We start from the raw sequence: 25708 nt of genomic DNA, 5'->3' as shown, positions 1-25708 counted from the left end.
CAACCGCATGCCACGGTGGCGGGGCAGGTGGACACCCACCTGCCCCGCCACCGTTTCGCGTCGCGGCCGTCACTTGCCGGAGATCGCCTCCAGCATGTTCGTACCGGCCGCCCGCCGGGCGGGCCACATCGCCGCCAGCACCGCGGCCACCGAGATGCCCACCAGAGCCGCCCCGATCACGGTGAACGGCATCGTGAAGTCCCACAGCAGCTGTCCGAACATCGCGTGCTGCATCACGGCACCCACCGGCACGCCCACCACCACGCCGAGCACCGCCCCGAACATCGAGATGACGATGCTCTCCGCCCGGATGGTGCGTCGCACCAGGAGCCGTTTGGCCCCCACCGCCCGCATCACGCCGATCTCCCGGGTCCGCTCCATCACCGACAGCACCAGCGTGTTGACGACGCCGAACACCGCGATGACGATCGCCACCCCGAACATGGCGTACATCAGCGTGAACGCGAAGCGCTGCTGGTCGACACCCTGCTCGACCAGGCCCTCCCGGTCGGTGACCGTCACGTCGGGCCGGTCCCGGAACGCCGCCTCGATCCCGGCCCGTGCCTGGTCCGGGTCGGAGCCCGTGGCGTACAGAAGAGTGATCTGCCGGCGCAGCGCCTCGGGCGCCTTCGCCGCGTCCAGGTAGATGCTCGCCTGGAGCTCCGTCGCGTCGTAGATGCCCACCACGCGCTGGGTCACGGACGTCTTGGCGTCAAGTCCGAGGGTGATCTCGTCGTCCATGCCCAGCCCCAGCATGTCGGCCTGGTTGCGGGAGATGACCACGCCGCGGGTCAGATCAGGGGAACCGGCCGTGATCTCGGGCGTGAGCACGGTGCGCAGGGCCTCGGGCTCGATCGCGGAGATCCGCCGCACGGTCTTGCCGCCCTCGTACGTCAGATCGGCGAGCACATCACGGCTCGCGGCGACCCGGTCGACGCCCGGCACGGAGCGCACCCGCTCCACCTCGGCGGGCGTCAGCGTCGACTCGCCGCCCGCCGCCGACTGGAGCACGGTCGTCGTCAGCGGCACGTTGGCGCGGGTCGTGGAGGCGATCAGGTCGGCGAAGGACGCGCTCAGCGTCGCGAACGCGCACACCAGACCGAGCCCCACGGTGATGGCCGTCGCCGTGCCCGCGGTGCGCCGAGGGTCGCCCGCGGCGTTGCGCAGACCCAGCCGCACCGAGGCGCCACCGCGCCTGCCGACCAGCCGGGTGAGCGGCAGCAGCAGCCGCTCGGCGAGGAACGGCGCCAGCAGGATCGCGCCGACCACTCCGAGCACCGCGCCCACCAGCGCGACGATGCGCAGCAGGTTGGAGGAGCTGGGGTCGGCCGTCGCGATCACCATGGCGGCGGACACGACGAGCAGCGCCACACCGAGCAGGTTGCGCCGCCGCTTGGTCTCCCGCGGCATCACCGCGTCGGTGCGCAGCGCGGCCACCGGCGGGACGGCGGCGGCACGCCGGGCCGAGGCGTAGGCGGCCAGCACCGTCACGATCACCGCGACGCCGTAGCCGAGCAGGATCGCGGTGGGCCGTACGGTGAACTCCACGTCGTCGTCGGGCCGCATCACGCCGATCAGCAGCGGGCCCAGGCCGACACCGGCGAGCGTGCCGAGTGTGCCCCCGGCCACGCCCAGCACCGCCGCCTCCGCGATGATGCCCTTCCTGACCTGCCGCCTGCGGGCGCCGACGGCCCGCAGCAGCGCGTACTGCCGGGTGCGCTGGCTGACCAGCATCGTGAAGGTGTTGGCGATGACGAACATGCCGACCAGCAGGGCGACCGCCGCGAACGGCAGCATGGTCATCCGCAGGTCCTGCGCCTCGTCGTCCGACTGGGCGGCCGCCGCGTCGGCGAGCGCCCGGCCCGTCTCCACTGGGTACGTCCCGGGCACGGCGCCCCGTGCGGTCCCGGCGAGCGCGTCCGCCGCCACGCCGGGCTCGGCGGTCAGCTCGACGCGGTGGTAGCGGGCGCCGAGGAAGCGGGCGGCGCCGGCGTTGTCGTAGGCGACGACGGGTACGGCGTCCGACGCCTCGTCGGAGTCGGCCTCCGCCTGCGGTCCCAGCCGGTGGTAGGTGAACAGGCCCGCCACCTCGGCCCGTTCGGACCGCCCGCCGGCGAGCAGGACCCGCACGGTGTCGCCGACGCCGAACCCGGCCGACTCGGCGTCGGTGCTGTTGAGGGCGACCTCCCCGGTGCCCTGCGGCTTGCGGCCGGCGTCCAGCGTGAACCGCTCGTCGTTGCTCCAGTTGGTGCCCGCCCGGTCCAGGACCGTGCCGCTCTTGACGAGCTTGCCGTCCGGGCCCACGAGACCCGCCCGGCCGACCACGACGCCCTCGGCGGCCGCCACACCCGGGAGCGCCGCGAGCCGGTCCCGCTCCGTGGCGCCCAGCGCCGGCTCCTTGCCGGGGCTCTGCACGGCGACGCTGACGTCGTCCCGCGTCTCACGCAGCGTCAGGGTGGCCGCGATGGAGTCGCTCACCACCCAGCTGCCGACCGTCGCCGTGACACCCAGGGCGATCGCCACCAGGGTCATCAGCACCCGCCCCTTGTGCGCGAGCAGGTCGCGCAGCATGGTCTTGAACATCAGGACACAGCCCTCTCGAAGGACTTCATGCGCTCCAGGACGCTGTCCGCGGTGGGCGCGAACACCTCGTCGACGATGGCGCCGTCCTGCAGGAACAGCACCCGGTCGGCGAACGCCGCGGCACTGGGCTCATGGGTCACCATCACCACCGTCCGGCCGAGGTCGTCGACGCTGCGCCGCAGGAACCGCAGCAGCTCCGCCGACGCGGTGGAGTCGAGCGCGCCGGTCGGCTCGTCAGCGAAGACGACCTCCGGCTCCGTCACCAGCGCGCGGGCCACCGCCACCCGCTGCTGCTGGCCGCCGGAGAGCTGGCTGGGCCGGTGGTGGAGCCGGTCCCGCAGGTTCACGGTGGTCACGATCCGGTCCAGCACCTCCTGGTCCGGCTTCTGCCCCGCCAGGTCGAACGGCAGCATGATGTTCTCCAGGGCGGTCAGCGTGGGCAGCAGGTTGAACGCCTGGAACACAAACCCGATCCGGTCCCGGCGCAGGTCGGTCAGGGCGTCGTCGCCCAGTCCGGTCAGCTCGGTGTCGCCGATCCAGACCCTGCCCTCGTCGGCCTTGTCGAGGCCGGCCACGCAGTGCATCAAGGTGGACTTGCCGGAACCGGAGGGGCCCATGATGGCGGTGAACTCCTGGCGCGGGAACCGCACGTCGACGCCCGCGAGGGCGGTCACCCGGGCGTCCCCGGTCCCGTAGTGCTTGCCCAGCCCCGAGGCCCGGACAGCGTCTGTGGTGTCAGTCATGGACCCGAGTCTGGGGCGGCGGCCGCCGTCCGCACGTCGCCGAAAAGTCCACGATCGCGTCTCACTTAGGTCGTGGCCGCACCCCACCTTCGTGGGGGGAGGGACAGACTCCGGTCGGACGGAACAGCACGCGACGAGCCACTACGCTCGGTGTGTGACCCGACGTACCCACACGACCACCGGAGCGGGGCCAGTGGCACGCCTGCGGCGACTGCTCGGCCGCAGAGGACCGTTGCTCCTGGCCGTCCTCCTCGCCGCGGGCGCCTTCGTCCCGATCGACGGCACCTTCGTGTCCCGCGTGCAGACCGAGGCGGGCCTGACACCGCTGGACGGACTCGCCCTCGCCCTGGCCGTAGCCGTGGCCGTCGCGTCGGCCGCCTCGGCACTGGTCCTGCCCCGGCTGCGCTGGCCCATCGCGGTGACCGGCTGCGCGGCGTGGGTGTTCACCTCGACCTGGGCGGCGCTGTGCGTCGCCTCCTACGTCGTGGCGTCCGCCGTGCGCCGCCCGCTGCGGCAGCTCGCCTACGTGGCGGCGGCGAGCGCGCTGACGGTGCTGCCGACGACCACACAGCTGGCCATCGGGGCGGCCGGGGTCGTGTGGCAGGACATGATGTCGTCGCTCGGCGGCGTCGCCCTGTTCGTGTGGCTGCCGTTCGCGCTCGGCCTGTGGAACAAGGCCCGCCGGGACGTCGTCGAGGGCCTGCACGAGCGGGCCGAGCAGCTGGAACGGGAGCAGGCGGCCCGCGCCGAGCAGGCGCGGTCGCAGGAACGCGCCCGCATCGCCCGGGACATGCACGACGTGGTCGCCCACCGGGTGTCCCTGATGGTGCTGCACGCCGGCGCCCTGGAGATCAACGCCAAGGACGAGTCGACGGCTCTCGCCGCGGAGCTGATCCGCACCATCGGGCGCGAGGCCCTGGGCCAGCTGAGGGACGTCATCGGCGTCCTCAAGGCCGACGGGGAGGGTGTGGCACTGGGGCCCCAGCCGACGCTCGTCGACCTGGAGCGGCTGCTGAACCAGTCCCGTGCCGCGGGCATGACCGTCAGCCGCCGTGACGAGGGAGTCCCCCAGCGGCTGCCGACGCTGCTGGAACACGCCGCCTACCGGGTCGTGCAGGAGGCCCTGACCAATGTGCACAAGCACGCCGGGGCCGCCCGCACGGAGGTCCTGGTCCGCTACGAAGAGGGCGGACTGGTGATCGCCGTCCACAATGACGCCCCGAGCAGTCCCGTCGAGGCGCTGCCCGGCAGCGGCATGGGCCTGGTCGGGCTGCGGGAGCGGGTCGAGCTGCTCGACGGCGACTTCACCACGGGCCCCCGCGCGGGCGGCGGGTTCTCCGTCCGCGCCCGGCTGCCCCTTTCCGCGCAAGCCATGGAGGAAGACGAGTGATCCGGGTCCTGGTCGTCGACGACGAAGCACTGGTACGGGCGGGGCTTCGCATGATCCTCGAACCGGCCGACGACATCGAGGTGGTGGCCGAGGCCAGTGACGGCAGCGAAGGCGTGACCGCCGTCGCCCGGCACCGCCCGGACGTCGTCCTCATGGACGTCCGCATGCCCGGCATGGACGGTCTCACCGCGCTGAAGGAACTGCGCCGCGCGCCCAACCCGCCGCGCGTCATCATGCTGACCACCTTCGACCTCGACGACTACGTGCACACGGCGCTGCGCAGCGGCGCCGCCGGTTTCCTCCTGAAGGACACCTCCCCACGCGATCTGGCCGCCGCGGTCCGTACGGTCGCCGAGGGCAGCGCGATGCTGACGCCGCGCATCACCAAACGCCTCATCGACACCTTCGCGGGGCTGGAGTCGGCCGACGTGGCCCTCGCCCGGGAACGCCTGTCGGTGCTGACGGACCGGGAGGACGACGTCGTACGGGCTGTCGCCCGCGGTCTGTCCAACGCCGAGATCGGCCGCGAGCTGGCCATGAGCGAGGGCACGGTGAAAGCGCACGTCAGCCGTGCCCTCGCCAAGCTGGGTCTGTCCAACCGGGTGCAGGTGGCGCTGCTCGTGCGGGACGCCGGTCTGACCTGACGGGCTCGGGCGGGGCCCATGCGTTCCCGTCGGAACCGAACGCGACGGCCCGTACGACCACTCGGGGTCGTACGGGCCGTGGTCGTACCGGGCCGTCCCGGTGTGCGCCGGCGGTTCGCGGCTCAGCCGAAGCAGTCGGCCAGGTCGGGGGCGGCACACAAGGAGTGGAAGGCATGCAGCCGCACCAACTCCTGCCACCGGTAGCGCATTTCGCCCAACGCGCCGCGTCCCACCACTTCCAGGAGCTGTGCGTCCACCAGGGTCTCGATGAGGTCCTCGGCGACCAGCAGGTCCGTGCCGAGCACCTTCGCCGCCTCCGCCGTCTCGAAGTCGGCGCCGTCGAGACGGCTCAACTCCCGGTAGGCGTTTGCCGGGAGGGGGTCCAGCTCCCCTACGCTGCGGTCGAGCCGGGCGCGCAACGAGTCCTCACCGATGCTGAGTTCCGCCAGCCGGTCGGCCGAGCGTTCCAGGCGGCGTACCAGGTCGGAGACACGCCAGTGCTGCTTGGTGAGCAGCTTGGTCGCCGCGGCGCGCAGCGCCGGGGGCGTGTGGCCGCACAGCACGCCGAGCCGCCGGGTGGCCCGGGGCGACTCCTCGGCCCTGGAGTCCCGCAGCACGCTGCTCAGCACCAGCCGCGACTCCTCGTCGGACAGCGGCCCGACGCGCAGCCGAAGTGCGCTGTGCTTCTGCAGGAGTTCGTCCAGGTCGGCCTGTCCGGTGATGACGACGCTGCACTCGCCCCTCCCGGGCAGCAGATGACGCAGCCCGGCGTACGACGACGCGTGGTCGAGGACGACCAGGACACGCCGGCCCTCCAGCATCGCCCGGTAGCGCACGGCGGCCTCCGCGACCTCCACGGGCAGTGCCCCCTCGGCGCCCAGCCGGCGAAGGAACCGGTGAAGCACGTCCAGGGTCCGGTCCTGCCGGAGGTCCGCGTACAGCTGTCCGTCCGGAAATCTGTGTGCCGTACGGTGCGCCCAGTTGACAGCGAGGCTGGACTTTCCGATTCCGGGGCTTCCCGTGAGGTAGGCGATGGGGGAGTGAATCTGCGGCGAATCACTGAGCAGGGCATCGTCCATAAGCCACTGTTCGCGACTACGTCCGGTGAAGTAAGGGTCACTTTCCGGGAGCTGACACGGGGCCGGCCGCGGTGCGTCCCTTTGCGGCGCGGCGATGCCGGGAACCGCGAGCTGAGGGAATTCGTCCCGCAGGATCGAGTCGTGGAGCGACTGCAGTTCGGCGCCCAGTTCGAGGCCGATCTCCTCAATGGAGTACCGCATTCCGTCGCGGAATGTGGTGAGAGCCTCCGCGCGCCGTCCCGACCGGTACTGGGCGAGCATGAGGTAGTAGCGCAGCCGGTCGCGCAGTGGACAGGCGCCGACCAGCGCCTGCAGCTCGCCGAGCAGGGCCTGGTGCTCGCCGAGCTGGAGGCGCAGTGCCATCTGCTGCTCCACGGCCAGCATCCGCAGTTCGTCGAGGCGGGCCGCCTCGGTCTCGGCGAAGGGCGCGTACACGCCGCCGAGAGCCGGGCCGCGCCACAGTGCCAGTGCCTCCCGCAGCGCTGCCGCCGCCTCCGCCGGACGGTCCTCCGCCGTCCACTCCGTCGCCCTGGCGACCAGTTGCTCGAAGCGCAGGGAGTCGAGCGAGTGGCCGGCGAGGCTCAGCATGTAGCCGGGGGCGGCCGTGGTGATCGTTTCCTCGTCCCAGCCCGCGCTGCGGAAGACCTTGCGCAGGGTGGCGATGCAGATGGCGACCTGGGTGCGTGCGGTTCTCGGCGGGCGGCCGTTCCACACCTTTTCTATCAGCGAATCGCAGGACACGACCTGGTTGGCGGAAAGCAGTAATGCGGAGAGAACTGCTCGCTGCCTGGGCCCGCCGACCGTGAGCCCTTGGCCGTTCAGCCGAACGTCGAGTGGCCCAAGTATTCGGAAATCGAGGCCGGATTCGATGCCTTCTTGCGCTTTCTGATTTCCGGCTCCTTGGGATACGGGAACTATCGGGTGAACGCTCATGATTTCTTGAACCCCCGTCAAGTTTCAGTAATGTCCGTGCAATGAAGACCGCGGAACGCGCTGAGCGCGTCGGCTCGATGTGCCGGGCCGACTCGCCCCGACAGCCGCGTTGTGCATGGCGGCTGCGCTGGGTGACAGTGGTTCCTGCCTTCACGGGACCTCTCGCCTGTATGTCTCCTGAGCAAAATGGAATGCTCGGCTCCGCTTTCTTGTGTGTTAGTGAGCGTAGCGAGCGCGGACTGTTTGCTGTATGTGCATTATCGATCGTAGCTGGCTCCTCTCTGTCTCTGTTAAATGATACGGATCTTCGTTGAGGGCACCACTCAACTTTCGGCAGGCATCACCCCCTACTTTCGATAGTTCGCTGTTTTCCATTCCTGCGGCGCCCGGTCGGGGGCCCGTCCCGCTCCGCCGTACGGTGCCGTTCCGCCGAGCACCGGAACGTGATCCTCCCTGGTGGCGACGGCGGCTGCCCCCTGACCGCGAGGTCGGCGGGCGTCGATGCCGCGGCGGTCAGCGGGCGACCGGGACTGATCGGGTGCGCCTGTGGATTGGCTGGATTGCGGCGCGCACCCGGGGAGCGGAGCAGACGAAAGGGACGCCCGGCGCGAGCCGGGCGTCCCTTCCTGTCGCGAGGGCGGTGCGGGGGATGTCACCGCCTCCGCCGGCTCAGTCGTCGGCCGACCGTCGGCGCATACGGGCCCACACGAACTCCAGCACCAGCCCGGCGACCGCGGCACAGGCGACCGCCGTCCACGGCGCCGCGACGCCGACCAGCTTCAGCTGGAAGAACTCCTGGAGAGCGGGCACCACCAGCACGACGGCGAACGACACCGCCATCGTCAGCACCAGCAGGATCCGCCACCAGGTGTAGGGGCGGGCGATGATGGCCAGCGCCCACAGGGCCGTGAGGAACAGCGCGAGGGTCGCCGCCGAGGTCTCGGCGTCCAGATTGTCGTCGTACACGGACCGGGCGAACAGATAGGCGACCGAGGTGGCCGTCGCCGCGAGGGCACCGGCGGGGACGGCGAACCGCAGGACGCGCCCCACGAAGTTCGACCTGGCGCGCTCCGCGTTGGGGGCCAGCGCCAGGAAGAAGGCGGGGACGCCGATGGTGAGGGAGCCGACCAGGGTGATGTGGCGCGGCAGGAAGGGGTACGGCACCTGGGCGATCACGATGACGATGGCCATCAGCACCGAGTACACGGTCTTGGTGAGGAACAGGTTGGCCACGCGCTCGATGTTGCCGATGACCCTGCGGCCCTCCGCGACCACCGAGGGCAGCGCGGCGAAGTTGTTGTTGAGCAGGACGATCTGTGCCACCGCCCGGGTGGCCGGGCTGCCCGAGCCCATGCCCACGCCGATGTCGGCGTCCTTGAGCGCGAGCACGTCGTTGACGCCGTCGCCGGTCATCGCCACGGTGTGGCCCCGTGACTGCAGGGCGCCCACCATGTCCCGTTTCTGCTGCGGCCCGACCCGCCCGAAGACGGAGTTCTGCTCGACGGCGTCGGCCAGTTCCTCCGGATGCTCGGGAAGGAACCGGGCGTCCACCGGGTTGTCGGCGCCGGGCAGGGCCAGGCTCGAGGCGACGGCTCCGACGGACACGGCGTTGTCGCCCGAGATCACCTTGGCCGAGACGCCCTGGTCGGCGAAGTACCGCAGGGTGGAGGGCGCCTCCTGCCGGATGCGCTGCTTGATGACGACGAGCGCGGCGGGCGTGACCGCGTCGGGCACGGATGCCGCGTCGTCCAGGAGTTCCTCCAGCGGGCGTGAGCCGCGCGCCAGAAGCAGGACGCGCAGGCCCCGTGCGCCGTAGGAGTCCGCGGCGGTGAGCACGGAGTGCCCGGCCGGCAGCATCGTGTCGGGCGCGCCGAGCAGCCAGGTCGATTCCGCACCCGAGGGCTCCGTGAACGTGGCGCCGCTCCATCTGCGGGCCGAGGAGAACGGCGCGGTCGCGGTCCGCTGCCAGTCTTCGGGGGCGGGGTAGGCCTTGGCGATCGCCTGCAGACTGGAGTTGGGGCGTTCGTCCGCCGCGCCGAGCGCACCGAGCACCTCCGCGGCGGACACCGTCGGCAGCAGCGGAAGGACCTCGTCGACGTCCATGGACGCCTCGGTGAGTGTTCCCGTCTTGTCCAGGCACACGGTGTCCACCCGGGCCAGACCCTCGATGGCGGGAAGCTCCTGGACCAGACACTGCTTCTTGCCGAGCCGGACCACGCCGACGGCGAAGGCGAGCGAGGTCAGCAGGACGAGCCCCTCGGGGACCATGGGCACGAGGCCGCCCACCATGCGGCGGATCGCCTCCGGCAGATCGTCGTCGTTCACGATGAACTGCGTGATGATCAGCGAGATGCCCGCCGGGATGATCGCGTAGGTGACGAACTTCAGGATCCGGTCGATACCGTTGCGCAGCTCGGAGTTGACGAGGCTGAAGCGCCGGGCCTCCTCGGCGAGTTGGGAGGCGTACGCCTCCCGCCCGACCCGGGTCGCGGTGAAGGCACCGGAACCGGCCACCACGAAGCTGCCGGACATCACCGCGTCGCCGGGACGCTTGACGACCGGATCCGCCTCGCCCGTGAGCAGCGACTCGTCGACTTCCAGGTTCTCGGCCGCGGTGACCGTGCCGTCCACCACGATCTTGTCGCCCTGGCCCAGCTCGATGACGTCGTCCATGACGATCTCGGAGGCGCTGAGCGTGACCCGCTGCCCGTCGCGCCAGACGCGCGGACGGCTCTCGCCGACGATCGCGAGCTGGTCCAGGGTCCGCTTCGCGCGCACCTCCTGGATGATGCCGATCAGGGTGTTGGCGAGGATGACACCGCCGAACAGTCCGTCCTGCACCGGACCGACGATCATGATGATGACGAACAGCACGCCGATGATCGCGTTGATACGGGTGAACAGGTTGCTCCGGACGATCTCGCCGATGCTGCGGCTCGAGCGGGTCGGCACGTCGTTGACGCGTCCGGCGGCGACGCGCTCGGCGACCTGGTCCGACGTCAGCCCGGTCTGCCCGCCGACGAGCGACCCGGGCGGTGGAGTGTCGTCGGCCCCCCGGGCCACGGCGGCGGAGCCACCGGACTCGTCCAACTGCTTCTTCATCCCTGACGTCCTCCGGACTCGGCTCCGCGCGCTGCACTTCGGTCGGATCTTTCTCCCCCGACCGACAGTAGGAGCGCGCTATTTGACGTCACCAGGCACGAAAGGCGTCTCTTCGCCCCTACTTTCGACGGGGGCGCGCAGGCGAGCACGTGCCGTGGGCCCATCCGATACTCCGGCGATAGCCGAGCCATAGGGCGTCCGCATAACGTGCGGAAGGTGACCCGACACGCAGGGAGCCCCGGCGACCCGACCAGCGGCGACCGCGCCTCCCCGCAGCGGACGGAACCGGAGGCACCCGCTTGAGCGACATCCTGGCGACCCTCGTCGCAGACGCCGAACGGCAGACGGAACGGCGGCGCGCCGTCCGCCCCGCGACGGAACTGGACGTGCTCGCCGCGGCCGCGCCCCCGCCGCGGGACTTCGCCGCCGCCCTGCGGCAGCCCGGCCTGGGCGTCATCGCCGAGATGAAGCCCCGCAGCCCCTCCAAGGGCCCGCTCACCGACGACTACCGCCCCGCCGAGCTGGCCCGCGCCTATCAGGACGGCGGCGCCTGCGCCCTGTCGGTCCTCACCCACGAGGACGGCTTCGCCGGCAGCCCCGACCACCTCGCGGTCGCCCGGGACGCGTCCGACCTCCCCGTCCTGCGCAAGGACTTCATCGTCGACGAGTACCAGATCGCCGAGGCCAGGGCGCTGGGCGCGGACGCCCTGCTGCTCATCGTCGCCGCGCTGACCCCCGAGCGGCTGGCCGAACTCCTCGCGTGCACCCGCGACTACGGCATGGAGGCGCTGATCGAGGTGCACGACGAGGACGAGGTCGACACCGCGCTGGCGGCGGGTGCCGTGATCATCGGCGTCAACCACCGGGACCTGCGGGACTTCTCGATCGACCGGACTCTCTCCGCCCGACTGCGCGACCGGGTCGGCAGCCGGCGGGTCATGGTCGGCGAGAGCGGCGTCCGCGACGCGCGGGACGCGCGGGAGCTGGAACAGGCGGGGGTGGACGCGGTCCTCGTCGGGGAACTGCTGATGCGGGCCGGAGACCCCGCAGCCACGATCAAGGAACTGATCGGATGACGGCGAGCGGTCTCAAGCGTCGCCGGTGATGAAGTCGGTCAGCGCGGCGGCGACCGCGTCGGGCTGCTCGTCGGGGATGAAGTGGCCCGCGTCCGGCACGACGACCCCGGTGGCCTGGTCCGCCCACGGCCTGATGGAAGCCGCCATGTCGGGGATGGAGCCGTGGCTGCTGGACACCCCGAGCACCGGGACCGTCAGGCGCCGACGTTCCAGCGCTTCGTGGTTCTTGCGCGCCGACGTCGCGGCGTCCCGGTAGTAGGCCAGGGACGCGCGGAGACCTCCGTCGGCGGCCACGGAAGCGGCGTACTGCTCGATCTCGGCGGCGTCGAAGGTGGCGGGGGAGAGGGTCTTGGCCTTCAGGAACCAGCCGACGTACTCGCGTTCGCGGTCGGCGAGCAGTGTCTCGGGCAGTTCGGGCACGAGGTGGAAGGCGAAGTGCCAGGTCTTCCACGCCCGCTCGGGGTCGGTCGGAACGGCGTCGGGGAGTGTGATGCCCGGGATGCCGGCGTCGAGCAGTGCCAGGCCACGCAACTGGCTCGGGTACTCCAGGGCGAGGGAGAAGGCGACCCACGCGCCGATGTCGTGGGCGGCCAGCCAGTAGGTCCGGACTCCGAGCGCCTCGACCGCGGCGTGGACGTGGGCGGCGACCGTGTGCGTGTCGTAGCTCATGTCCGGCCGTTCGGAGTGGCCCTGGCCCGGCAGGTCGATGGCGATGACGCGGAACCGGTCGGCCAGGACCGGCATCACCTTGCGCCAGGCCCACCAGGTCTGCGGAAAACCGGCGAGCAGGACGACGGCCGGACGGTCCGGCCGACCGCCCTCGACCGCGTGCAGCCGGATGCCGCCCGCGTCGACCCAACGGTGGGTGAAGCCGGTCAGGTCGGTCAACGGCAGGTCGCGGACCGGATTGCCGGGGACGGGCGGGGTGCTTGCGGGGTCGTTCATGTTTCTCCTCCACTGCACGACGAGAGCGGGGCCCTCGCAGCATGATCACGGCTTCACCCTAACCCATCTTGAACTGGATGGTTCAAGATGGGAGAATGGTCTCCACCAAGAGGGCGGAGCAGGAACGAGGAGCAGCGTGGCAGGCAAGAAGCAGTTCGACATCGCCACGGCGCTCGATGCCGCGATGATCCAGTTCTGGCGGGCCGGTTACGCGGACACGTCAGTGGACGACCTGTCCCGGGCGACCGGACTCAACCGCAGCTCCATCTACTCCTCCCTCGGCGACAAGGACACGCTCTTCACACGCTGCCTGGAGCGCTACACCGCGCGCTACGGAAGCAAGTACGACGCCGCGTTGTCCTGCGCCGCCGACCGGCCCCTGGCAGCCGTGCGGGCGTTCTTCGACATCACCCTGGACCGCATCGCGGACCCCGCCCTGCCCGACGGATGCCTGGTGGCCCAGACGGTCATGGCGACCCCCGTGCTCAGCGTCGGCGTCGCCGCGCGTGCACGGGAGGCGATCGGCTTGCAGCACACCCGGCTGCGCGCCGCGCTGAAGGCCGGCCGACTGCACGACGAGGCGGCCGAGTCCTTCGCGACCCACCTCGCGGCCGTGAACCAGTCCCTCGCCGTCATGAGCAGAGCGGGAGCGAGCACGGAGCAGTTGCGCGCCGTCGTCGACGTGACCCTCGACGCACTCGCCCGGACACTGGGCGAGACCGGCCGGCACGGGGGCCGTCGTACGTGACTTCTCCGTGCCGCGGTGCGCGGAAAGGCGGATGCGGGCCGGCCCGGACGGTGAGAGCCGGTCGGTGGTGCTACCCCTTGGGGGCGGCAGCCGACGGGTCGACGTCGACCGCCTCATGGCGTCGGGCGTGGGTCGGATCCGTTACTGCGACGCGGTCGTCTGCGGGGCGCGGAGGACGAGCAGGGTGATCTCGCTGGGGGCGAAGACACGGAACGGCGGGCCCCAGAAGCCGGTGCCGCGGCTGGTGTAGAGGAAGGTGCGGGCGCCGTGGTGGCTGAGACCGGCGAGGGCGGGCTGGTCGAGGCGGACCAGGTGGTGGAAGGGCCAGATCTGGCCGCCGTGGGTGTGGCCGGAGAGCTGGAGGTCGATGCCGGCCGCTGCCGCCCGGTCCACGAACTTGGGCTGGTGGGCGAGGAGCAGGACGGGGAGATCGGGGTCGGCGCCGTTCAGGGCTCCGGCGAGGTGGGCGCGGTGGCCCGCCAGGCCGGACGATTCGGCGGTGACGTCGTCCACACCGGCGACCACGAGGGTGTCGCCTCCGCGTTCGAGCAGCAGATGGCGGTTGCGCAGCGGCTCCCAGCCCAGCTCGTCCATCAGGTCGACCCAGCCCTGGGCCTCGCTGTAGTACTCGTGGTTGCCGGTGACGTAGACCCGGGCATGGGCGGCCCGGACGGTACCGAGCGGGACGGCTTGGGCGCGACGGCGTTCGGCCGTGCCGTCCGCGATGTCGCCGGTGTGGCAGACCAGGTCGGCTTCGAGAGCGTTCACCGTTTCGCACACCCGCTCCGACCAGCGGGCGCGATCGAGCGGGCCGTAGTGGGTGTCCGTGATGAGGGCGACCCTGAGACCGTCCAACCCGGCCCCCAGCCGCGGCAATCGCACATCGAGTCGGCGCACGCGCGGTACGCGGCGAGCCTCCGCGTACCCCCAGGCCAGCAGTACGGCGGACACGCCGAGCACGGCCCACGTGACGACGCGGGCCCGGTCCTGGCCCCCGCCGACGTCGGCCACGGCCAGGGCGAGCCGCAAGAGGGCGCCGAGCAGGACGGACCAGGTGAAGAGGATCCAGCTGGTGCCCAGCAGCGTGTCACCGACGATCGCCGCCCGGTCCTGCTGGCGTCGGCCGTGGCCGCGCACCATCGCGAGCGGCATGCCGACCAGGCCGAGGGCGAACACGGCGGTGCCGACCAGCGTGACGGGCAGCGGCCAGTGCTGACCGGCGTGCAGGAGCACCCAGCAGGGCACGGCCCACAGCAGGACGGGGGCGATCAGGGGGACGTAGCGCATCAGACGATGCAGTCGGCTCTCGCGCGGCGCTCGTGCCTCACCCTCGGCCGACCGGGTGCTGCTGGTGTCGGTCACGCTGTCCCTCCCTCACCAGGCTGCTGACCCGCGCACTGTATCCGGTCGCCCTCGGTCCGGCCGGACCGGTGCCGAACTCGGCAGCGGTCCGTGGACGCCGTTGATCACTGGCCCGCAGGCGCACCGCCCTTCCGACAGTCGAGTGTGGTCAGGCGGGCTGGCCGATGGGCCGGATGGTCAGGGTGTTGAGGTCGACGCCTGCCGGCTGGTCGAGGGCGAAGCAGATGGCCTCGGCGATGGGCTGGGGAGACAGGGCGAAGGGGGGAACGTCGGCGCCTTGCCAGAAGGGGGTGTCGATCATTCCGGGGTTGACGAGCGTGACACCGATGCCGCGGGGCGTGGCGTGCAGGCGCAGGTTCTCGGCGAGTCCGGTGGTGGCCCATTTGGTGGCCGAGTACAGGTTGGCGGGAGAGTTCTTCAGCCCGGCGACGCTGCCGATGAGTACCAACCGTCCGCCCGTGGCCTCCAGGTGGGGCAGGGTGGCATGGGCCAGCAGGGCGGGGCCGAGGACGTTGGTGAGGACCATGGGCGACCACCGGGCCGGGTCGCCGTCCCCGATGGAGTCACCGGACATGAATCCGGCGTTGGCCACCGCCGCGTCGAGGCCGCCGAAACGCTCCACGGTGCGGGTCACGACCGACGCGGTGGCCTGCCAGTCCGCGGCGTCCGCCACCAGGCCGAGCAGCCGGTCGGAGTGGCCGGCCTCGTCGAGGAACGTCTTCAGTCTGCTCTCGTCGCGGCCGGTGACCGCCACACGGTGGCCGCGGTCGAGGAGCAACCGCGCGGTGTGGGCGCCGATACCGCTGGTCGCGCCGGTGATCAGTACGGTCTTGCTGGGCATGGTCATGCTCCTGAGGTGTGGTTGGGACGGTGGACGACCGACGGCGGCCCCTGTGGAGGAGTGCCGGTCAAGTCCGCCGACCTCAGGAAACCGGCGCCGTCACAGGCGGGCAAGGTCGCGTTTATGGGGGGTACAAACGCAACCTCCCCATCGCCCGGACCATGGGTACGGTGGACGGATGCAACCTCCGTCCGAAAACCAGACCGGTGATCGCACCGACAACCGTTCGGACATCCGCGACTTCCTCATCAGCCGACGCGCCAGGCTCGTCCCGGAGCGGGTCGGACTGCCCACCGGCCGACGGCGCCGGGTTCCTGGACTGCGACGCGAGGAGGTCGCGGCCCTCGCCGGTGTGAGCACCGAGTGGTACACGCGGCTGGAGAAGGGCCACATCAGCGGCGTCTCCGAAAGCGTGCTGGAAGCGGTCGCGCAGGCGCTGCTCCTCGACGAGCATGAGCGCACCTACCTGCTCGAACTGGCCAGAGCGGCTCGTCCCGCCCGCCGCAGGTCGAACCGCCGCAAGGACGTCATGATCCCGTCCTCCGTCCAGTGGATGGTGGACGCCATGACCATGGCTCCCGCCTTCGTACGCAACGGCCGTCTGGACATCGTCGCGAGCAACGCGCTGTGCAGGGCCCTGTACGCGCCGATGTTCGCCAGCGGCACCACCGGCGAGCGGGGCTGCGCCAATTTCCCCCGCTACTTCTTCCTCGACCCCGGCTCCCCGGACTTCTTCGTCGACTGGGAGGAAGGCGCGAGGGCCACGGTCGCCGTGCTCCGCGCGGAAGCCGGACGTGAACCTCACGACCGGGCGCTGCGCGAGCTGGTCGGTGAACTGTCCACGCTCAGCCCGGACTTCCGCACCATGTGGGCCAGTCACGACGTCCGTATCCGGCACGAGGGCGTCAAGCGGCTGGACCATCCCGAGGTCGGCCGTCTGGAGATGACCTTCCGCTCCTTGGACCTGCCCCTGCCCCAACGGGCCGTCCACGACCTGATCGTCTACACGGCCGAGCCGGGCACCCCCTCGGAGGACCGCCTCAAGCTCCTCGCCAGTTGGACGGCACCGCGGACCTCACCGGCGGGAACCAACTCGCCCGCCCCGCCAGGACCCTGACGAGGGCGAAGCCCGTCTCGGCGCCTCAACGGGCGGTGGGGCTCATGGCCGCCGCGTCGGCAAAGCCCTCGGGGCCGATCACCGGGCCGCTCGACTTCGGATCGAGGGTGACGACGTCGAGGCCCGGGCCGCGGCGCGGCGCCCACGGTTCTACTACGGCGACGCCACCTGCACCGACGACCACTTCACGTCACGTTGCCGCGCAGCAGCGCCGTGGCCGCGTGCGTGGCGCGGGTGGCGACGTCCTCGGGGGAGAGGCGGGAGCGGGTCAGGAAGGCCTCCGCGTCCAAGGTGATGTAGCCGTGGGCCAGGCAGAAGAGCTGTTCGAGCAGCAGCAGTGACCGGGACGGGTCGGTGTGGCCCGCTCGCCGTGCGAGGTCGAGCAGCAGCGTCATCAGACCGCGGCCGGCCCGGGCCAGGTCGGCGTCCCGCAGCGGCCTCAGCTCCGGGGCGAAGATCACGTCAAGGCCGGCGCCGCGGTCGGACACATGGCGCACGTACGCCCCCGTGGTGGCCGCGAGCCGGTCGACCGGGTCGGGGCCGGCCGCCTGTGCGGCGGTCTCCATCGCGCGGGTGAGCTCGTCGGCGGCCTGTGCGGCGACGACGGCGAGCAGGGCCTCCCGGTTGCGGAAGTGGCGGTAGGGGGCGGCGGTGCTCACCTTGAGCCTGCGGGCGAGTTCGGCGACGGAGAAGCCGGTCAGCCCCTTCTCGGAGAGCAGCACGAAACTCTCGGCGATCAACGCCGAACGGAGCTGTCCCCGGGCGGGACGCTCGATGCCCGCCCCCGCTGTGGCCTCGGCCACTCAGACCACCTGCCTTGACCAGAAGTAAGAGGGCTCTTACTGTAAAAGTGATAGCCCTCTTACTTCTAGTTCTGGAGGACGCACGTGGCAGGGATCGACGGCAAAGTGGTGGCCATCACGGGCGCGAGCAGCGGGATCGGTGAGGCCAGCGCACTGCTGCTGGCCTCGCGCGGTGCCAAGCTCGTCCTCGGAGCGCGCCGCAGTGACCGACTCGACGCGCTCGCCGCCCGCATAGAGGCCGAGGGCGGCACGGTCGCCTGGACGCGGACGGACGTGCGCCGCCGCGGCGACCTCGCGGACCTGGTGGCGTGCGCCCGCGAGCACTACGGCGCGCTCGACGTCCTGGTCAACAATGCCGGAACAGGCCCCATCTCCCCGTTCGACGAGCTGCGCGTCGAGGACTGGGACCAGATGATCGACGTCAACTTCCGCGGTGTGCTGTACGGGATAGCCGCAGCACTCCCCGTCTTCCGCGAGCAGGGCCGGGGGCACTTCGTCAACATCGTCTCGACCGCCGGGCTGCGCATCGTGCCGAACCAGGCTGTCTACGCGGCGACGAAGAACGCCGTGCGCACCCTCTCGGAGGGGCTGCGCCAGGAAGCCGGGCCCGACCTGCGGGTCACCGTGGTCTCGCCCGGCTACGTCGGGACGGAGTTCGCCGACTCGGTCACCAGTCCCACCGTCAAGTCGCAGGCCCCGGCGGTCGACTTCTCGCTCTCCCTCGCCCCCGAAGACATCGCCCGCGCCGTCGCCTTCGCGATCGAGCAGCCGTCGAACGTCGATGTCGGCGACATCGTCGTCCGTCCCACGGTCCAGGGCTGACGTTTCACGTCACCCACAACTGCGGCATGCGGCGCTCAACTATGTGGACGATGCGGCACTGTTCACGGCCCAGGTATTCCAAGAGACGCCCCAGGCACTGGTCCAGGAAGTGTTCGCCCGGCCGGGTACGACCGGGCCGATGGCGTCCATGGGGACGAGGCGGGAGATCCGGCCCTCGCGGTCGTCCAGGGCCCTCTCCCCTGGGTGCGGTGTGCGATGTGCGGTGTGCGGGCCGGGCGGCGGTGGGCCGCGGTCTCACCGGCCGACGGGGTCGCCGGTGAAGAATTCGGCCATCCGCTCCAGGCTGTCCGTGCCGAGCATGGTGTCCAGGCTGGCGGCGGACTCGGCGGCGGAGGCGGCGCTGCGCGGGAAGAGCGCCTCTTCGTAGGCGGTCAGGGCGGCCTCGGTGTCGCCGGGGCGGGCGGCGAGGGCCAGGGCGAGTTCGGCGCCGTCGTACATGGCGAGGTTGGCGCCCTCGCCCGCGAAAGGTGACATGACGTGAGCGGCGTCGCCGAGCAGGGTGACGCCCGGGACGCGGTCCCAGCGGTGCCCGACGGGCAGGGCGTGGATGCGGCGGGGGGTGATGGTCTCCGCGTCGGCGACCAGAGCGCGCAGGCTCTCGTCCCAGTCCTCGAAGTGGGCGAGGACGGCGGCCTTGGCGGCGGCGTGGTCGCTGAAGTCGACGGTGTCGACCCAGCCCTCGTCGGCCCTGAGCGCCGTGTAGACGTGCAGGCTGCCGTCGGTCTCGCGGTGGGCGAGGAAGCCGCGCTCGTGCCCCAGGGCCATGAAGAACCCGCCGCCGACGAGGGCCGCGCTGCGCGGATGGCGGGTGTCGGCCTCGTACAGGTCCGTCTCGACGAAGGAGACGCCGGTGTAGGCGGGCCTGGCGTCGGAGAGCAGCGGACGGACGCGTGACCAGGCGCCGTCGGCGCCGATGAGGAGGTCGGTGGTGAGGGCCGAGCCGTCGGCGAAGGTGACCTCGTGGCGGCCGTCGCCCAGCGGGCGGACGCCGGTGACCTTGCGGCCCCAGTGGACCGTGCCGTCGGGCAGGGAGTGCAGCAGCAGGTCGCGCAGCTCGCCGCGGTCGGTCTCGGGGCGGTCGCCGGTGCCGTCGTCCTCCTCGGCGACGTGCACCGTGCCGTCGGGGCCCAACAGGCGCATGGCCTGGCCGCCCACGTGCACGATCGCGAGGAAGTCCTCATGCAGACCGGCCGCGTGCAGCGCCTTCTGCCCGTTCTCGGCGTGGATGTCGAGCATGCCGCCCTGCGTGCGGGCCTCCGGGCCGGCCTCCAGGTCGAAGACCGCCGACGTGATGCCGTGGACGTGCAGGACTCGGGCGGCGGTCAGGCCGCCGAGGCCGCCGCCGATGATCGCGACGGGGAAGTGGGGGGTGGTGGTGCTCATGGTGAACCTCTTCGCGGAAGTGGGGCGTGTAGACGCAGCCGGGAGGGGATGACCGCTGGCGGGGCGGGTCGCCGCTGCTGCGCGCGATGGCGCCGCGGTGGTCTCTCCTACCTCTCCATCCACCGTAACGAACATGTTCGTAGCGAACAAGTTCGTCAATGAGATCGCCGCAGCCCCGGCCCGGCGCGCGTCGCCGCCGGACCCGGAAGGAAGCGCTCAGTCGGTCTGGTCGGGTACCAGGGAGCGCTCAGTCGGTCTGGTCGGGCACCGGGGAGTGCGTGATGCCGTTGACCAGGACGTCGAAACTCCAGCGCATCCGGTCCCGGGCCGTACCGCCGATCAGCTCCGGCATGTGGGCGGTGATCGCCGGGTGCGTGGCCTCGTCGACGGAGCGCAGCGCGCGTACGGTGGCGTCCCAGTCGTCCCCGGAGGCGGGGTCGTGCTCGTGCGTCGACTGCTCCGCGGCGGTGGCCGTGGCGTCCTGGAGCAGCTTGTCCACCCCCCAGGCGACCTGGGCGCGGGAGGCGCCGCTTCGCGCGAGCAGGCCGAGGACGCGCTCCACCAGCCGCAGGTAGTTCTCACCGCTCGGCCTGGCCACGAGCGCGGACCGGGCGAGCTGCGGGTGCTCGAACAGCATCAGGGTGTACGACGTCATGACCGCGCGGAGCTGTTCCCGCCAGCCGTCACCGGCGCCCCGGCCGCTCAGGTCCACCTCGCCCAGCAGCGCGTCCAGGACGGCCGCGTGCAGCTCGGCAGTGTTGGCGACGTAGACGTACAGGGAGGCCGGGCCGGTGTCCAGCTCCTGCGCCAGCCGGCGCATCGTGACCTTCTCCAGCCCCTCGGCCCGCATGATCCGCACCGCGGTCTCCACGATCCAGCGCCGGGACAGAGCGGGCTTCGCCGGACGCTCCCGCCGGCTGACGGGCTCTCTTCTCGCACTCATGACACCGATCGTAACGAACACGTTCGGCGCAGACTGCGATCGGCTGCTTGCTGCCCGGACAGCCGGCCCGCGTCGCGCGTCGCGGGCCGCGGGGCAAGGTCACGTCTGTGGGACGGGGAAGGTGACGCCGGTCAGTCGTTCGCTCTCGCGCCACAGCCAGGCGCCCAGGTCGGGGCCGTCTGCCCCGCCGGGCAGGCGGACCGGCTCGGGTGTGCCGGAGGTCTGGTCGCGTCCGGCCGGGCCGAGGTAGGCCCCATTGGTGACCTCGGGGTGGGTCGCGGCGAACAGGGACGGCCAGGCCGCGCCGTCGGGGGAGCCCATCAGGGTGCGGGAGGCGAGGGCCACGAACAGGCGCCCCGTCCGGCTGGCGGAGGTGTGGCGCTGCAGGTTGGTGACGGCCGAGCCCGGATGGACGACCACGGCACGGTGGGGGCTGTCGGCAAAGCGACGGGCCAGTTCCTGGGTGAAGACGACATTGGCGCGCTTGGACTTCGCGTACGCGCTCATCGGGCGGTAGCGGCGCTCGCTCATCAGATCCGCGAGATCACCGGCGCGCCAGGCGGCGGCGACGGCGCTGACCGTGACGACGCGGGCAGCCGAAGAGCGCTGCAGGGACGGCATCAGGTGCGCTGTCAGCGCGAAATGGCCGAGATGGTTGGTGCCCACCGTGAGTTCCAGCCCATCGCGGGTGAGCCGACGCTCCGGGACATCCATCACACCGGCGTTGTTGATGAGGAGGTCGAGAGTCTCGCCCGCCGCGAGCGGGGCGGCCGCCTCTCGGATCGCGGCGAGGTCGCCGAGGTCCAGCTCCACTGTCTCCAGGTGGGCACCGGGCACGTCCGCGCGCAGGCGGCGGGCGGCGTCGGCCAGGGCGTCGGGGCGTCGACCCGCCAGCAGGATGCGGGCACCGTGCTCCGCCAGCACCTGGGCGGTGCGGTAGCCGATGCCGCTGTTGGCGCCGGTGATCAGTGCGGTCCGGCCCTTGAGATCAGGGATGTCGGCCGGAGTCCAGTGCGAGTTGGGCACGTCACTCTCCTAAATGAACGTTCATTTACTTCGTTCAGCATGCAGACGCCGATCCGAGTTGTCAAATGAACGTTCATTGGAAAAGCTGAGGGCATGGCAACACGTGACCCCGACCGCAAGCGCCGACAGCTGATGGAAGCCGCTCTCGCCGAGTTCGCCGAGTTCGGCCTGGCGGGAGCTCGCGTGGACCGGCTCGCCAAACGGGCCGGCATCAGCCCCGGCCTGGTGTACTCCTTCGCCGCCGGCAAGGAGGGCCTGTTCGAGGCCGTCTACGAAGCGATCGCCGAGCAGACCGTGAACGCTGTCCCCATCGACGCCGACGACCTGGCCGAATACGCAGGCCGCCTGCACGACGCCGGACAGCAGCATCCCCAGGTCATGCGCTTCCTCACCTGGTACGCCCTGGAAAGCACGGAACGGTCGGCGTCCGACCTCGTGGCCCGCTCGATGCAAGACAAGATCGCCTCTGTCGAGGCCGCCCAGCAACGCGGCAGCGTCCGGCGGGACAAGTCGGCCGCGGAGATCCTGGCCCTCGTCCTGGCGCTAGCGAACATGTGGCAGCACCACACAGAGGACGTCAACGCCCTGGTTCCACCCGCACATCAGCGCGCGACGGTCACTGAAGCCGTACGCCGCCTCGTCACCCCGGACTGCCCCGCTGATCACTGATCGCTGGTGTCGTCACCGCAGGCCCGCTGTGTGAGTCGAAGACGTGCTACGCGGTTCTGTTCGGTCGTCGGGTGGGGTGGGAGCGTCGGTGGGCTGCGACCCGTTCGCGGGTCGCGCACCGGCGCGAGCAGTAGCGGCGTTCGGGGCCGCTGCCCTGGCTGATGAAGACGTTGTCGCAGCTGGGTGAGGCGCAGACGCTGCCGGGTGGGCGCTGGCGGTCCCAGACGAGGACGGTCAGTGCCATGCAGGAGGAGGCGAGGAGCCACTCGTGCCAGGGGGCGTTGTCGTCGTGGTCGAGGTGGGGGTGCCAGGGGGTACTGCCGTTGTGCGAGGTCAGGCGGAGTGGTCCGGTGTGGTCGTGCAGGAGGCGGTTGAGGGTGGCCGCGGCGTCGTCGGTGTGCTCGGCGGCGAAGACTGCGCGCAGGAGGGCAGCGGCTGCGCGCATCTCGGCAACGTCCTGGGCGGTGAGATCGATGGGGTCGCTCTCGCCGTATGCGCGCAAGACGTCGGCGACTTCCGCCGGGTCGGGGCGGTCGGCGGCGAGAACGTTGATCAGGGCGGCGGTCCGTCGAGCCGTGCTGAGCACGGAGTGGCGGGTGGTCCAGTCGTCGCTGTGGGGGAGCACCCGTGGAATGTAACGCATCTTGCTGAGTTTTGAGTTACCTCCGTAACGTCGCGCGGATGAGAAGGCGTTACGCACTCCGTTCATACCTCGCCGGAGCAGTGGCGGCTCGTGCCGGGGACGAGATGTCGGGACCGGCGTTGATGCTGGCGGGTTTTGCCGTGGCCGGATCGACGGTCGAAGCGTCGTCGCTGCTCGCGGGGATCACGGTCTCGGCCGCCGTGGGCGGGCCGGTGCTCGGGGCGTTCCTCGACAGGGCGGCGCGGCCGGGACGCCTGCTGGCCGGGGCCCTCGTCATGTATGCGACGGGGCTGGGGGTGCTGCTCGGGGGGCTCGGCCGGTGGCCGTTCGCCGTCACGATCGCTGTCGCCGTGGTGACGGGGCTGCTGGGGCCTGCCCTGTCGGGCGGATGGACGGCCCAGCTGCCCCGTGTGGTGCCCGGTGACCGCCTGCCGCGGGCGAACGCGCTCGATGCCATGACATTCAGTGCGGCGAGTCTGGCCGGTCCGGCTCTCGCAGGCGTCGTGGCGGAGGCGCTGGGAGCCCCGTCGGCGGTGGTGGTCTCCGTCGTACTCATCACCTTGGCACTGCCCGCCGCCTGGATGTTGCCCGCCCGTCCGGGTCGGGCGCGGGGCACTCGGGCGGCTCCGTCGATCAGCGACCTCGCCGCCGGGATACGGATCATCACCGGAAGACCGTCACTGGCCCGCGCGACCCTTGCCTCCGTCCTCTCCTGCGTCGCCCAGGGCATGCTGACGGCGTGCGTCCCGCTCCTGGGCGCGCGCGTCCTGGGCGGAGTCGGCCGCGGTGCGATGCTGCTCTCCTGCGCGGCGGTCTCCGCCCTGGCGGCCAACGCCGTTCTCACCCGGTTCGCGCGTTCCGTCGCCCCAGAGACGATCATCTGGGCCAGCGCTCTGGTCCAGGCCGCCGGGTTGGCTCTGGCCACCGCGGACTCTCCCGTGACGCTGATCGTGGCGGCCCTCGTCGTGGGGGCCGGTGAAGGTCCGCAACTGGCCGCTGTGTTCGCCATCCGTCACCGGGAGGCCCCGGGAGACTTGCGCGGTCAGATCTTCACCACCGGCGCCAGCCTGAAGATCACCGGATTCGCCGTGGGGGCGGCGGTGGCCGGTCCTGTCGCGACTCGGTCCCTTCCCGCCGCCTTGGCTCTCGCAGCGAGCGTGGCGGTTCTCGCCGCAGTGGGCTTCTTCGCCGTCCCGTCGGCAACGGGCCATTCGTCCGAGGACCGTGCGCTCCACGGTGGGGGGAGCACCCCTGGCCACCCCGACGGCTCCCCTGGATCCCGCCCGCACTCGTCGTGCTGACGCCGTCCAGGGCCAGGGCGTCCTTCGAGGACCATCGCGTGCGGCGGGCCCCCGGCCCGTACGGGCACCACGCGCCCGGCGCGACCACAGCGCCTGAGATGCTGGTCCCGCGGCCACCGCACCCGGTCGACGAGGACGGGCGCGAGGGCCGCCCGCACCGAGCGGGCACCGCGCGCCACCGGCCCCGACCGGTGACGAGCGATGCCCCCTTCGGCGCGCCCTCACGCGCCCGCCCCTCCCCGGAAGGTTTTCCTCCCCATGCCCTTGGCTCTGCTGGCCCTGGCCGTCGTCGCGTTCGGCATCGGCACGACCGAGTTCGTCACGATGGGGCTCCTGCCCCAGATCGCCGACGGCGTCGGCGTGTCCGTGCCGCACGCGGGCAACCTCGTCTCCGCCTACGCACTCGGCGTCGTCGTCGGCGCGCCGCTGCTCACCGGGATCGGCGCCCGGGTGCCGCACAAGCGACTGCTGCTGATCCTCTCGGGCGTGTTCATCGTCGGGAACACCGCATCCGCACTCGCCCCGAACTTCGCCCTGCTGTTCGCCGCGCGCGTCCTGGCGGGACTACCCCACGGCGCGCTCTTCGGCGTGGGTGCCGTCGTCGCCGCCAAACTGGTCGCGCCCGACCGGGCGGCCCGCGCCGTCTCGACCATGTTCCTCGGCCTCACGGTCGCCAACATCGTCGGTGTCCCCGTCGGAACCGCCCTCGGCCAGCAACTCGGCTGGCGTTACGCGTACGCCGCGGTGTCCGTCATCGGAGTCGTGGCCTTCGTCGCCCTGACCCTGTTGATACCGCATCAGCCCCGGGGCGCACAGTCCGGCGTCATGCACGAGCTGCGCGCGATGAAGAACAAGCAGGTGATGATCGGCCTGGTCACGGCGGTCGTCGGATTCGGCGGCTACTTCGCCGTGTACAGCTACCTCGTGCCGATGCTGACCCACCTGACGGGCATCTCGGATGCTTCCACCACCCTGGTGCTCGCACTGTTCGGTGTGGGGATGACGGTGGGCACCCTCGTCGCGGGCCCGCTCACCGACCGGGCCCTGCGCCCGACGCTCTACGCGGGATTCGCGCTGCTCGCCGCGGCACTGGTGGCGCTGTACTTCACGATCGATCAGGTGGTGCCCGCGCTCGTCGTCATCACGGTCGTCGGCGCCCTGAGTTCACTGATCACCACTCCCGTGCAGATGCTGCTGATGACGAAGGCGCACGAGGCGCCGACGATGGCGGCAGCCTCGAACCACTCGGCGTTCAACCTGGCCAACGCGGGCGGCGCCTGGCTGGGCGGCCTGGTCATCGCGGCGGGCTGGGGATGGTCCTCGCCCACCCTGGTCGGCGCCGCCCTGGCCGTCGTCGGCCTCGGCCTGGCCGTGGTCGGCGGATGCCTCGACCGGGACGGACGCGGCTCGAAGGTCGTCACGGCGTCCGGCGCGGCCCGCGAACCCGGCGACGCGAAACAGGGGAGCGCGACGGCCGAATCCGCGCGGAAGTCCGCTTCCTCCTGACCCATGGAGACCGCTGATCGTCAGGTCA

Annotated in this window: 22 protein-coding genes; 9 read left to right on the top strand and 13 right to left on the bottom strand. The window is 71.4% G+C overall.

Annotated features, from left to right (window positions below):
• Positions 1-69 precede the first annotated feature (69 nt).
• Positions 70-2583 carry an ABC transporter permease gene (locus ACGH52_RS02395; protein WP_210975085.1) on the bottom strand — a complete coding sequence of 838 codons (2514 nt, stop codon included), beginning with the start codon at positions 2581-2583 and terminating at the stop codon, positions 70-72.
• Entirely contained in the window at positions 2583-3326 is a 744-nt protein-coding gene (locus ACGH52_RS02390) for an ABC transporter ATP-binding protein (protein ID WP_399937187.1), read from the bottom strand. The genes ACGH52_RS02395 and ACGH52_RS02390 overlap by 1 nt, the downstream gene beginning before the upstream one ends.
• 154 nt (positions 3327-3480) lie before the next feature.
• Between ACGH52_RS02390 and ACGH52_RS02385 the strand changes: the two genes are divergently transcribed.
• The gene (locus ACGH52_RS02385; RefSeq protein WP_399937184.1) at positions 3481-4716 is read left to right on the top strand and encodes a sensor histidine kinase; all 1236 of its coding nucleotides are present in this window, start codon (positions 3481-3483) and stop codon (positions 4714-4716) included.
• Positions 4713-5360, top strand: coding sequence for a response regulator transcription factor (locus ACGH52_RS02380; protein ID WP_059302624.1), 648 nt, complete (start codon positions 4713-4715; stop codon positions 5358-5360). The genes ACGH52_RS02385 and ACGH52_RS02380 overlap by 4 nt, the downstream gene beginning before the upstream one ends.
• A gap of 122 nt (positions 5361-5482) precedes the next feature.
• On the opposite strand, the gene ACGH52_RS02375 is transcribed toward ACGH52_RS02380, so the two are convergent.
• Positions 5483-7372, bottom strand: a complete 1890-nt coding sequence (locus ACGH52_RS02375; RefSeq protein WP_076978026.1) for a BTAD domain-containing putative transcriptional regulator — start codon at positions 7370-7372, stop codon at positions 5483-5485.
• 669 nt (positions 7373-8041) lie between these two features.
• Complete coding sequence (locus ACGH52_RS02370; RefSeq protein ID WP_076978025.1) at positions 8042-10474, bottom strand: HAD-IC family P-type ATPase; 2433 nt, start codon at positions 10472-10474, stop codon at positions 8042-8044.
• A 299-nt stretch (positions 10475-10773) separates the two neighbouring features.
• On the opposite strand from ACGH52_RS02370, the gene trpC reads away from it, so the two are divergent.
• On the top strand, positions 10774-11550 hold the full coding sequence (gene trpC / locus ACGH52_RS02365; protein ID WP_076978024.1) for an indole-3-glycerol phosphate synthase TrpC: 777 nt from the start codon (positions 10774-10776) through the stop codon (positions 11548-11550).
• Between the two features lie 12 nt (positions 11551-11562).
• On the opposite strand, the gene ACGH52_RS02360 is transcribed toward trpC, so the two are convergent.
• Positions 11563-12495, bottom strand: coding sequence for an alpha/beta fold hydrolase (locus ACGH52_RS02360; protein WP_399937179.1), 933 nt, complete (start codon positions 12493-12495; stop codon positions 11563-11565).
• 136 nt (positions 12496-12631) lie between these two features.
• On the opposite strand from ACGH52_RS02360, the gene ACGH52_RS02355 reads away from it, so the two are divergent.
• Positions 12632-13243 carry a TetR/AcrR family transcriptional regulator gene (locus ACGH52_RS02355; RefSeq protein WP_076978022.1) on the top strand — a complete coding sequence of 204 codons (612 nt, stop codon included), beginning with the start codon at positions 12632-12634 and terminating at the stop codon, positions 13241-13243.
• Between the two features lie 141 nt (positions 13244-13384).
• Here ACGH52_RS02355 and ACGH52_RS02350 read toward each other — a convergent pair whose 3' ends face one another.
• A complete protein-coding gene (locus ACGH52_RS02350; protein WP_076978021.1) occupies positions 13385-14605 on the bottom strand; it encodes a metallophosphoesterase in 1221 nt (406 codons plus the stop codon).
• 148 nt (positions 14606-14753) lie between these two features.
• Complete coding sequence (locus ACGH52_RS02345) at positions 14754-15446, bottom strand: SDR family oxidoreductase (protein WP_076978020.1); 693 nt, start codon at positions 15444-15446, stop codon at positions 14754-14756.
• Positions 15447-15624: 178 nt separating this feature from the next.
• Here ACGH52_RS02345 and ACGH52_RS02340 point away from each other — a divergent pair, with 178 nt between their 5' ends.
• Positions 15625-16563, top strand: coding sequence for a helix-turn-helix transcriptional regulator (locus ACGH52_RS02340; RefSeq protein WP_399937175.1), 939 nt, complete (start codon positions 15625-15627; stop codon positions 16561-16563).
• Positions 16564-16588: 25 nt separating this feature from the next.
• Here the strand turns inward: ACGH52_RS02340 and ACGH52_RS02335 are convergent, their stop codons facing one another.
• Together ACGH52_RS02335 and ACGH52_RS02330 are read right to left on the bottom strand one after the other, a co-directional pair.
• Positions 16589-16747 carry a hypothetical protein gene (locus tag ACGH52_RS02335; protein ID WP_399937173.1) on the bottom strand — a complete coding sequence of 53 codons (159 nt, stop codon included), beginning with the start codon at positions 16745-16747 and terminating at the stop codon, positions 16589-16591.
• Between the two features lies 1 nt (position 16748).
• The gene (locus tag ACGH52_RS02330; RefSeq protein ID WP_399937171.1) at positions 16749-17366 is read right to left on the bottom strand and encodes a TetR/AcrR family transcriptional regulator; all 618 of its coding nucleotides are present in this window, start codon (positions 17364-17366) and stop codon (positions 16749-16751) included.
• 84 nt (positions 17367-17450) lie between these two features.
• On the opposite strand from ACGH52_RS02330, the gene ACGH52_RS02325 reads away from it, so the two are divergent.
• A complete protein-coding gene (locus tag ACGH52_RS02325; protein WP_121704722.1) occupies positions 17451-18188 on the top strand; it encodes an SDR family oxidoreductase in 738 nt (245 codons plus the stop codon).
• Positions 18189-18443: 255 nt separating this feature from the next.
• On the opposite strand, the gene ACGH52_RS02320 is transcribed toward ACGH52_RS02325, so the two are convergent.
• From ACGH52_RS02320 to ACGH52_RS02310, 3 genes are all read right to left on the bottom strand, one after another.
• Positions 18444-19592: an FAD-dependent oxidoreductase gene (locus ACGH52_RS02320; protein ID WP_399937167.1), complete on the bottom strand. Its 1149-nt coding sequence runs from the start codon at positions 19590-19592 to the stop codon at positions 18444-18446.
• Between the two features lie 247 nt (positions 19593-19839).
• Positions 19840-20535: a TetR/AcrR family transcriptional regulator gene (locus tag ACGH52_RS02315; RefSeq protein WP_076978016.1), complete on the bottom strand. Its 696-nt coding sequence runs from the start codon at positions 20533-20535 to the stop codon at positions 19840-19842.
• Between the two features lie 99 nt (positions 20536-20634).
• Positions 20635-21561, bottom strand: a complete 927-nt coding sequence (locus ACGH52_RS02310) for an oxidoreductase (protein WP_076978015.1) — start codon at positions 21559-21561, stop codon at positions 20635-20637.
• Positions 21562-21654: 93 nt separating this feature from the next.
• Between ACGH52_RS02310 and ACGH52_RS02305 the strand changes: the two genes are divergently transcribed.
• Complete coding sequence (locus tag ACGH52_RS02305; RefSeq protein WP_399937163.1) at positions 21655-22230, top strand: TetR family transcriptional regulator; 576 nt, start codon at positions 21655-21657, stop codon at positions 22228-22230.
• 46 nt (positions 22231-22276) lie between these two features.
• Here ACGH52_RS02305 and ACGH52_RS02300 read toward each other — a convergent pair whose 3' ends face one another.
• On the bottom strand, positions 22277-22873 hold the full coding sequence (locus tag ACGH52_RS02300) for a CGNR zinc finger domain-containing protein (RefSeq protein ID WP_076978013.1): 597 nt from the start codon (positions 22871-22873) through the stop codon (positions 22277-22279).
• A 38-nt stretch (positions 22874-22911) separates the two neighbouring features.
• Here ACGH52_RS02300 and ACGH52_RS02295 point away from each other — a divergent pair, with 38 nt between their 5' ends.
• The gene (locus tag ACGH52_RS02295) at positions 22912-24174 is read left to right on the top strand and encodes an MFS transporter (RefSeq protein ID WP_399937160.1); all 1263 of its coding nucleotides are present in this window, start codon (positions 22912-22914) and stop codon (positions 24172-24174) included.
• Between the two features lie 258 nt (positions 24175-24432).
• A complete protein-coding gene (locus tag ACGH52_RS02290) occupies positions 24433-25680 on the top strand; it encodes an MFS transporter (RefSeq protein WP_399937158.1) in 1248 nt (415 codons plus the stop codon).
• Positions 25681-25708: the final 28 nt, after the last annotated feature.

Origin of the sequence: Streptomyces sp. BBFR25, assembly GCF_044590125.1 — a bacterium.
In the GTDB taxonomy this organism is placed as follows: Bacteria; Actinomycetota; Actinomycetes; order Streptomycetales; family Streptomycetaceae; genus Streptomyces; species Streptomyces canus_D.
The sequence above is the reverse complement of the archived record's forward strand: the minus strand, read 5'-3'. Positions and strand labels throughout refer to the sequence as shown.

Coding starts and splice junctions, on each gene's coding strand:
- ACGH52_RS02395 (WP_210975085.1), bottom strand. CDS start 2,583: ATGTTCAAGACCATGCTGCGCGACCTGCTCGCGCACAAGGGGCGGGTG.
- ACGH52_RS02390 (WP_399937187.1), bottom strand. CDS start 3,326: ATGACTGACACCACAGACGCTGTCCGGGCCTCGGGGCTGGGCAAGCAC.
- ACGH52_RS02375 (WP_076978026.1), bottom strand. CDS start 7,372: ATGAGCGTTCACCCGATAGTTCCCGTATCCCAAGGAGCCGGAAATCAG.
- ACGH52_RS02370 (WP_076978025.1), bottom strand. CDS start 10,474: ATGAAGAAGCAGTTGGACGAGTCCGGTGGCTCCGCCGCCGTGGCCCGG.
- ACGH52_RS02360 (WP_399937179.1), bottom strand. CDS start 12,495: ATGAACGACCCCGCAAGCACCCCGCCCGTCCCCGGCAATCCGGTCCGC.
- ACGH52_RS02345 (WP_076978020.1), bottom strand. CDS start 15,446: ATGCCCAGCAAGACCGTACTGATCACCGGCGCGACCAGCGGTATCGGC.
- ACGH52_RS02340 (WP_399937175.1), top strand. CDS start 15,625: ATGCAACCTCCGTCCGAAAACCAGACCGGTGATCGCACCGACAACCGT.
- ACGH52_RS02320 (WP_399937167.1), bottom strand. CDS start 19,592: ATGAGCACCACCACCCCCCACTTCCCCGTCGCGATCATCGGCGGCGGC.
- ACGH52_RS02315 (WP_076978016.1), bottom strand. CDS start 20,535: ATGAGTGCGAGAAGAGAGCCCGTCAGCCGGCGGGAGCGTCCGGCGAAG.
- ACGH52_RS02305 (WP_399937163.1), top strand. CDS start 21,655: ATGGCAACACGTGACCCCGACCGCAAGCGCCGACAGCTGATGGAAGCC.
- ACGH52_RS02300 (WP_076978013.1), bottom strand. CDS start 22,873: ATGCGTTACATTCCACGGGTGCTCCCCCACAGCGACGACTGGACCACC.
- ACGH52_RS02295 (WP_399937160.1), top strand. CDS start 22,912: ATGAGAAGGCGTTACGCACTCCGTTCATACCTCGCCGGAGCAGTGGCG.
- ACGH52_RS02290 (WP_399937158.1), top strand. CDS start 24,433: ATGCCCTTGGCTCTGCTGGCCCTGGCCGTCGTCGCGTTCGGCATCGGC.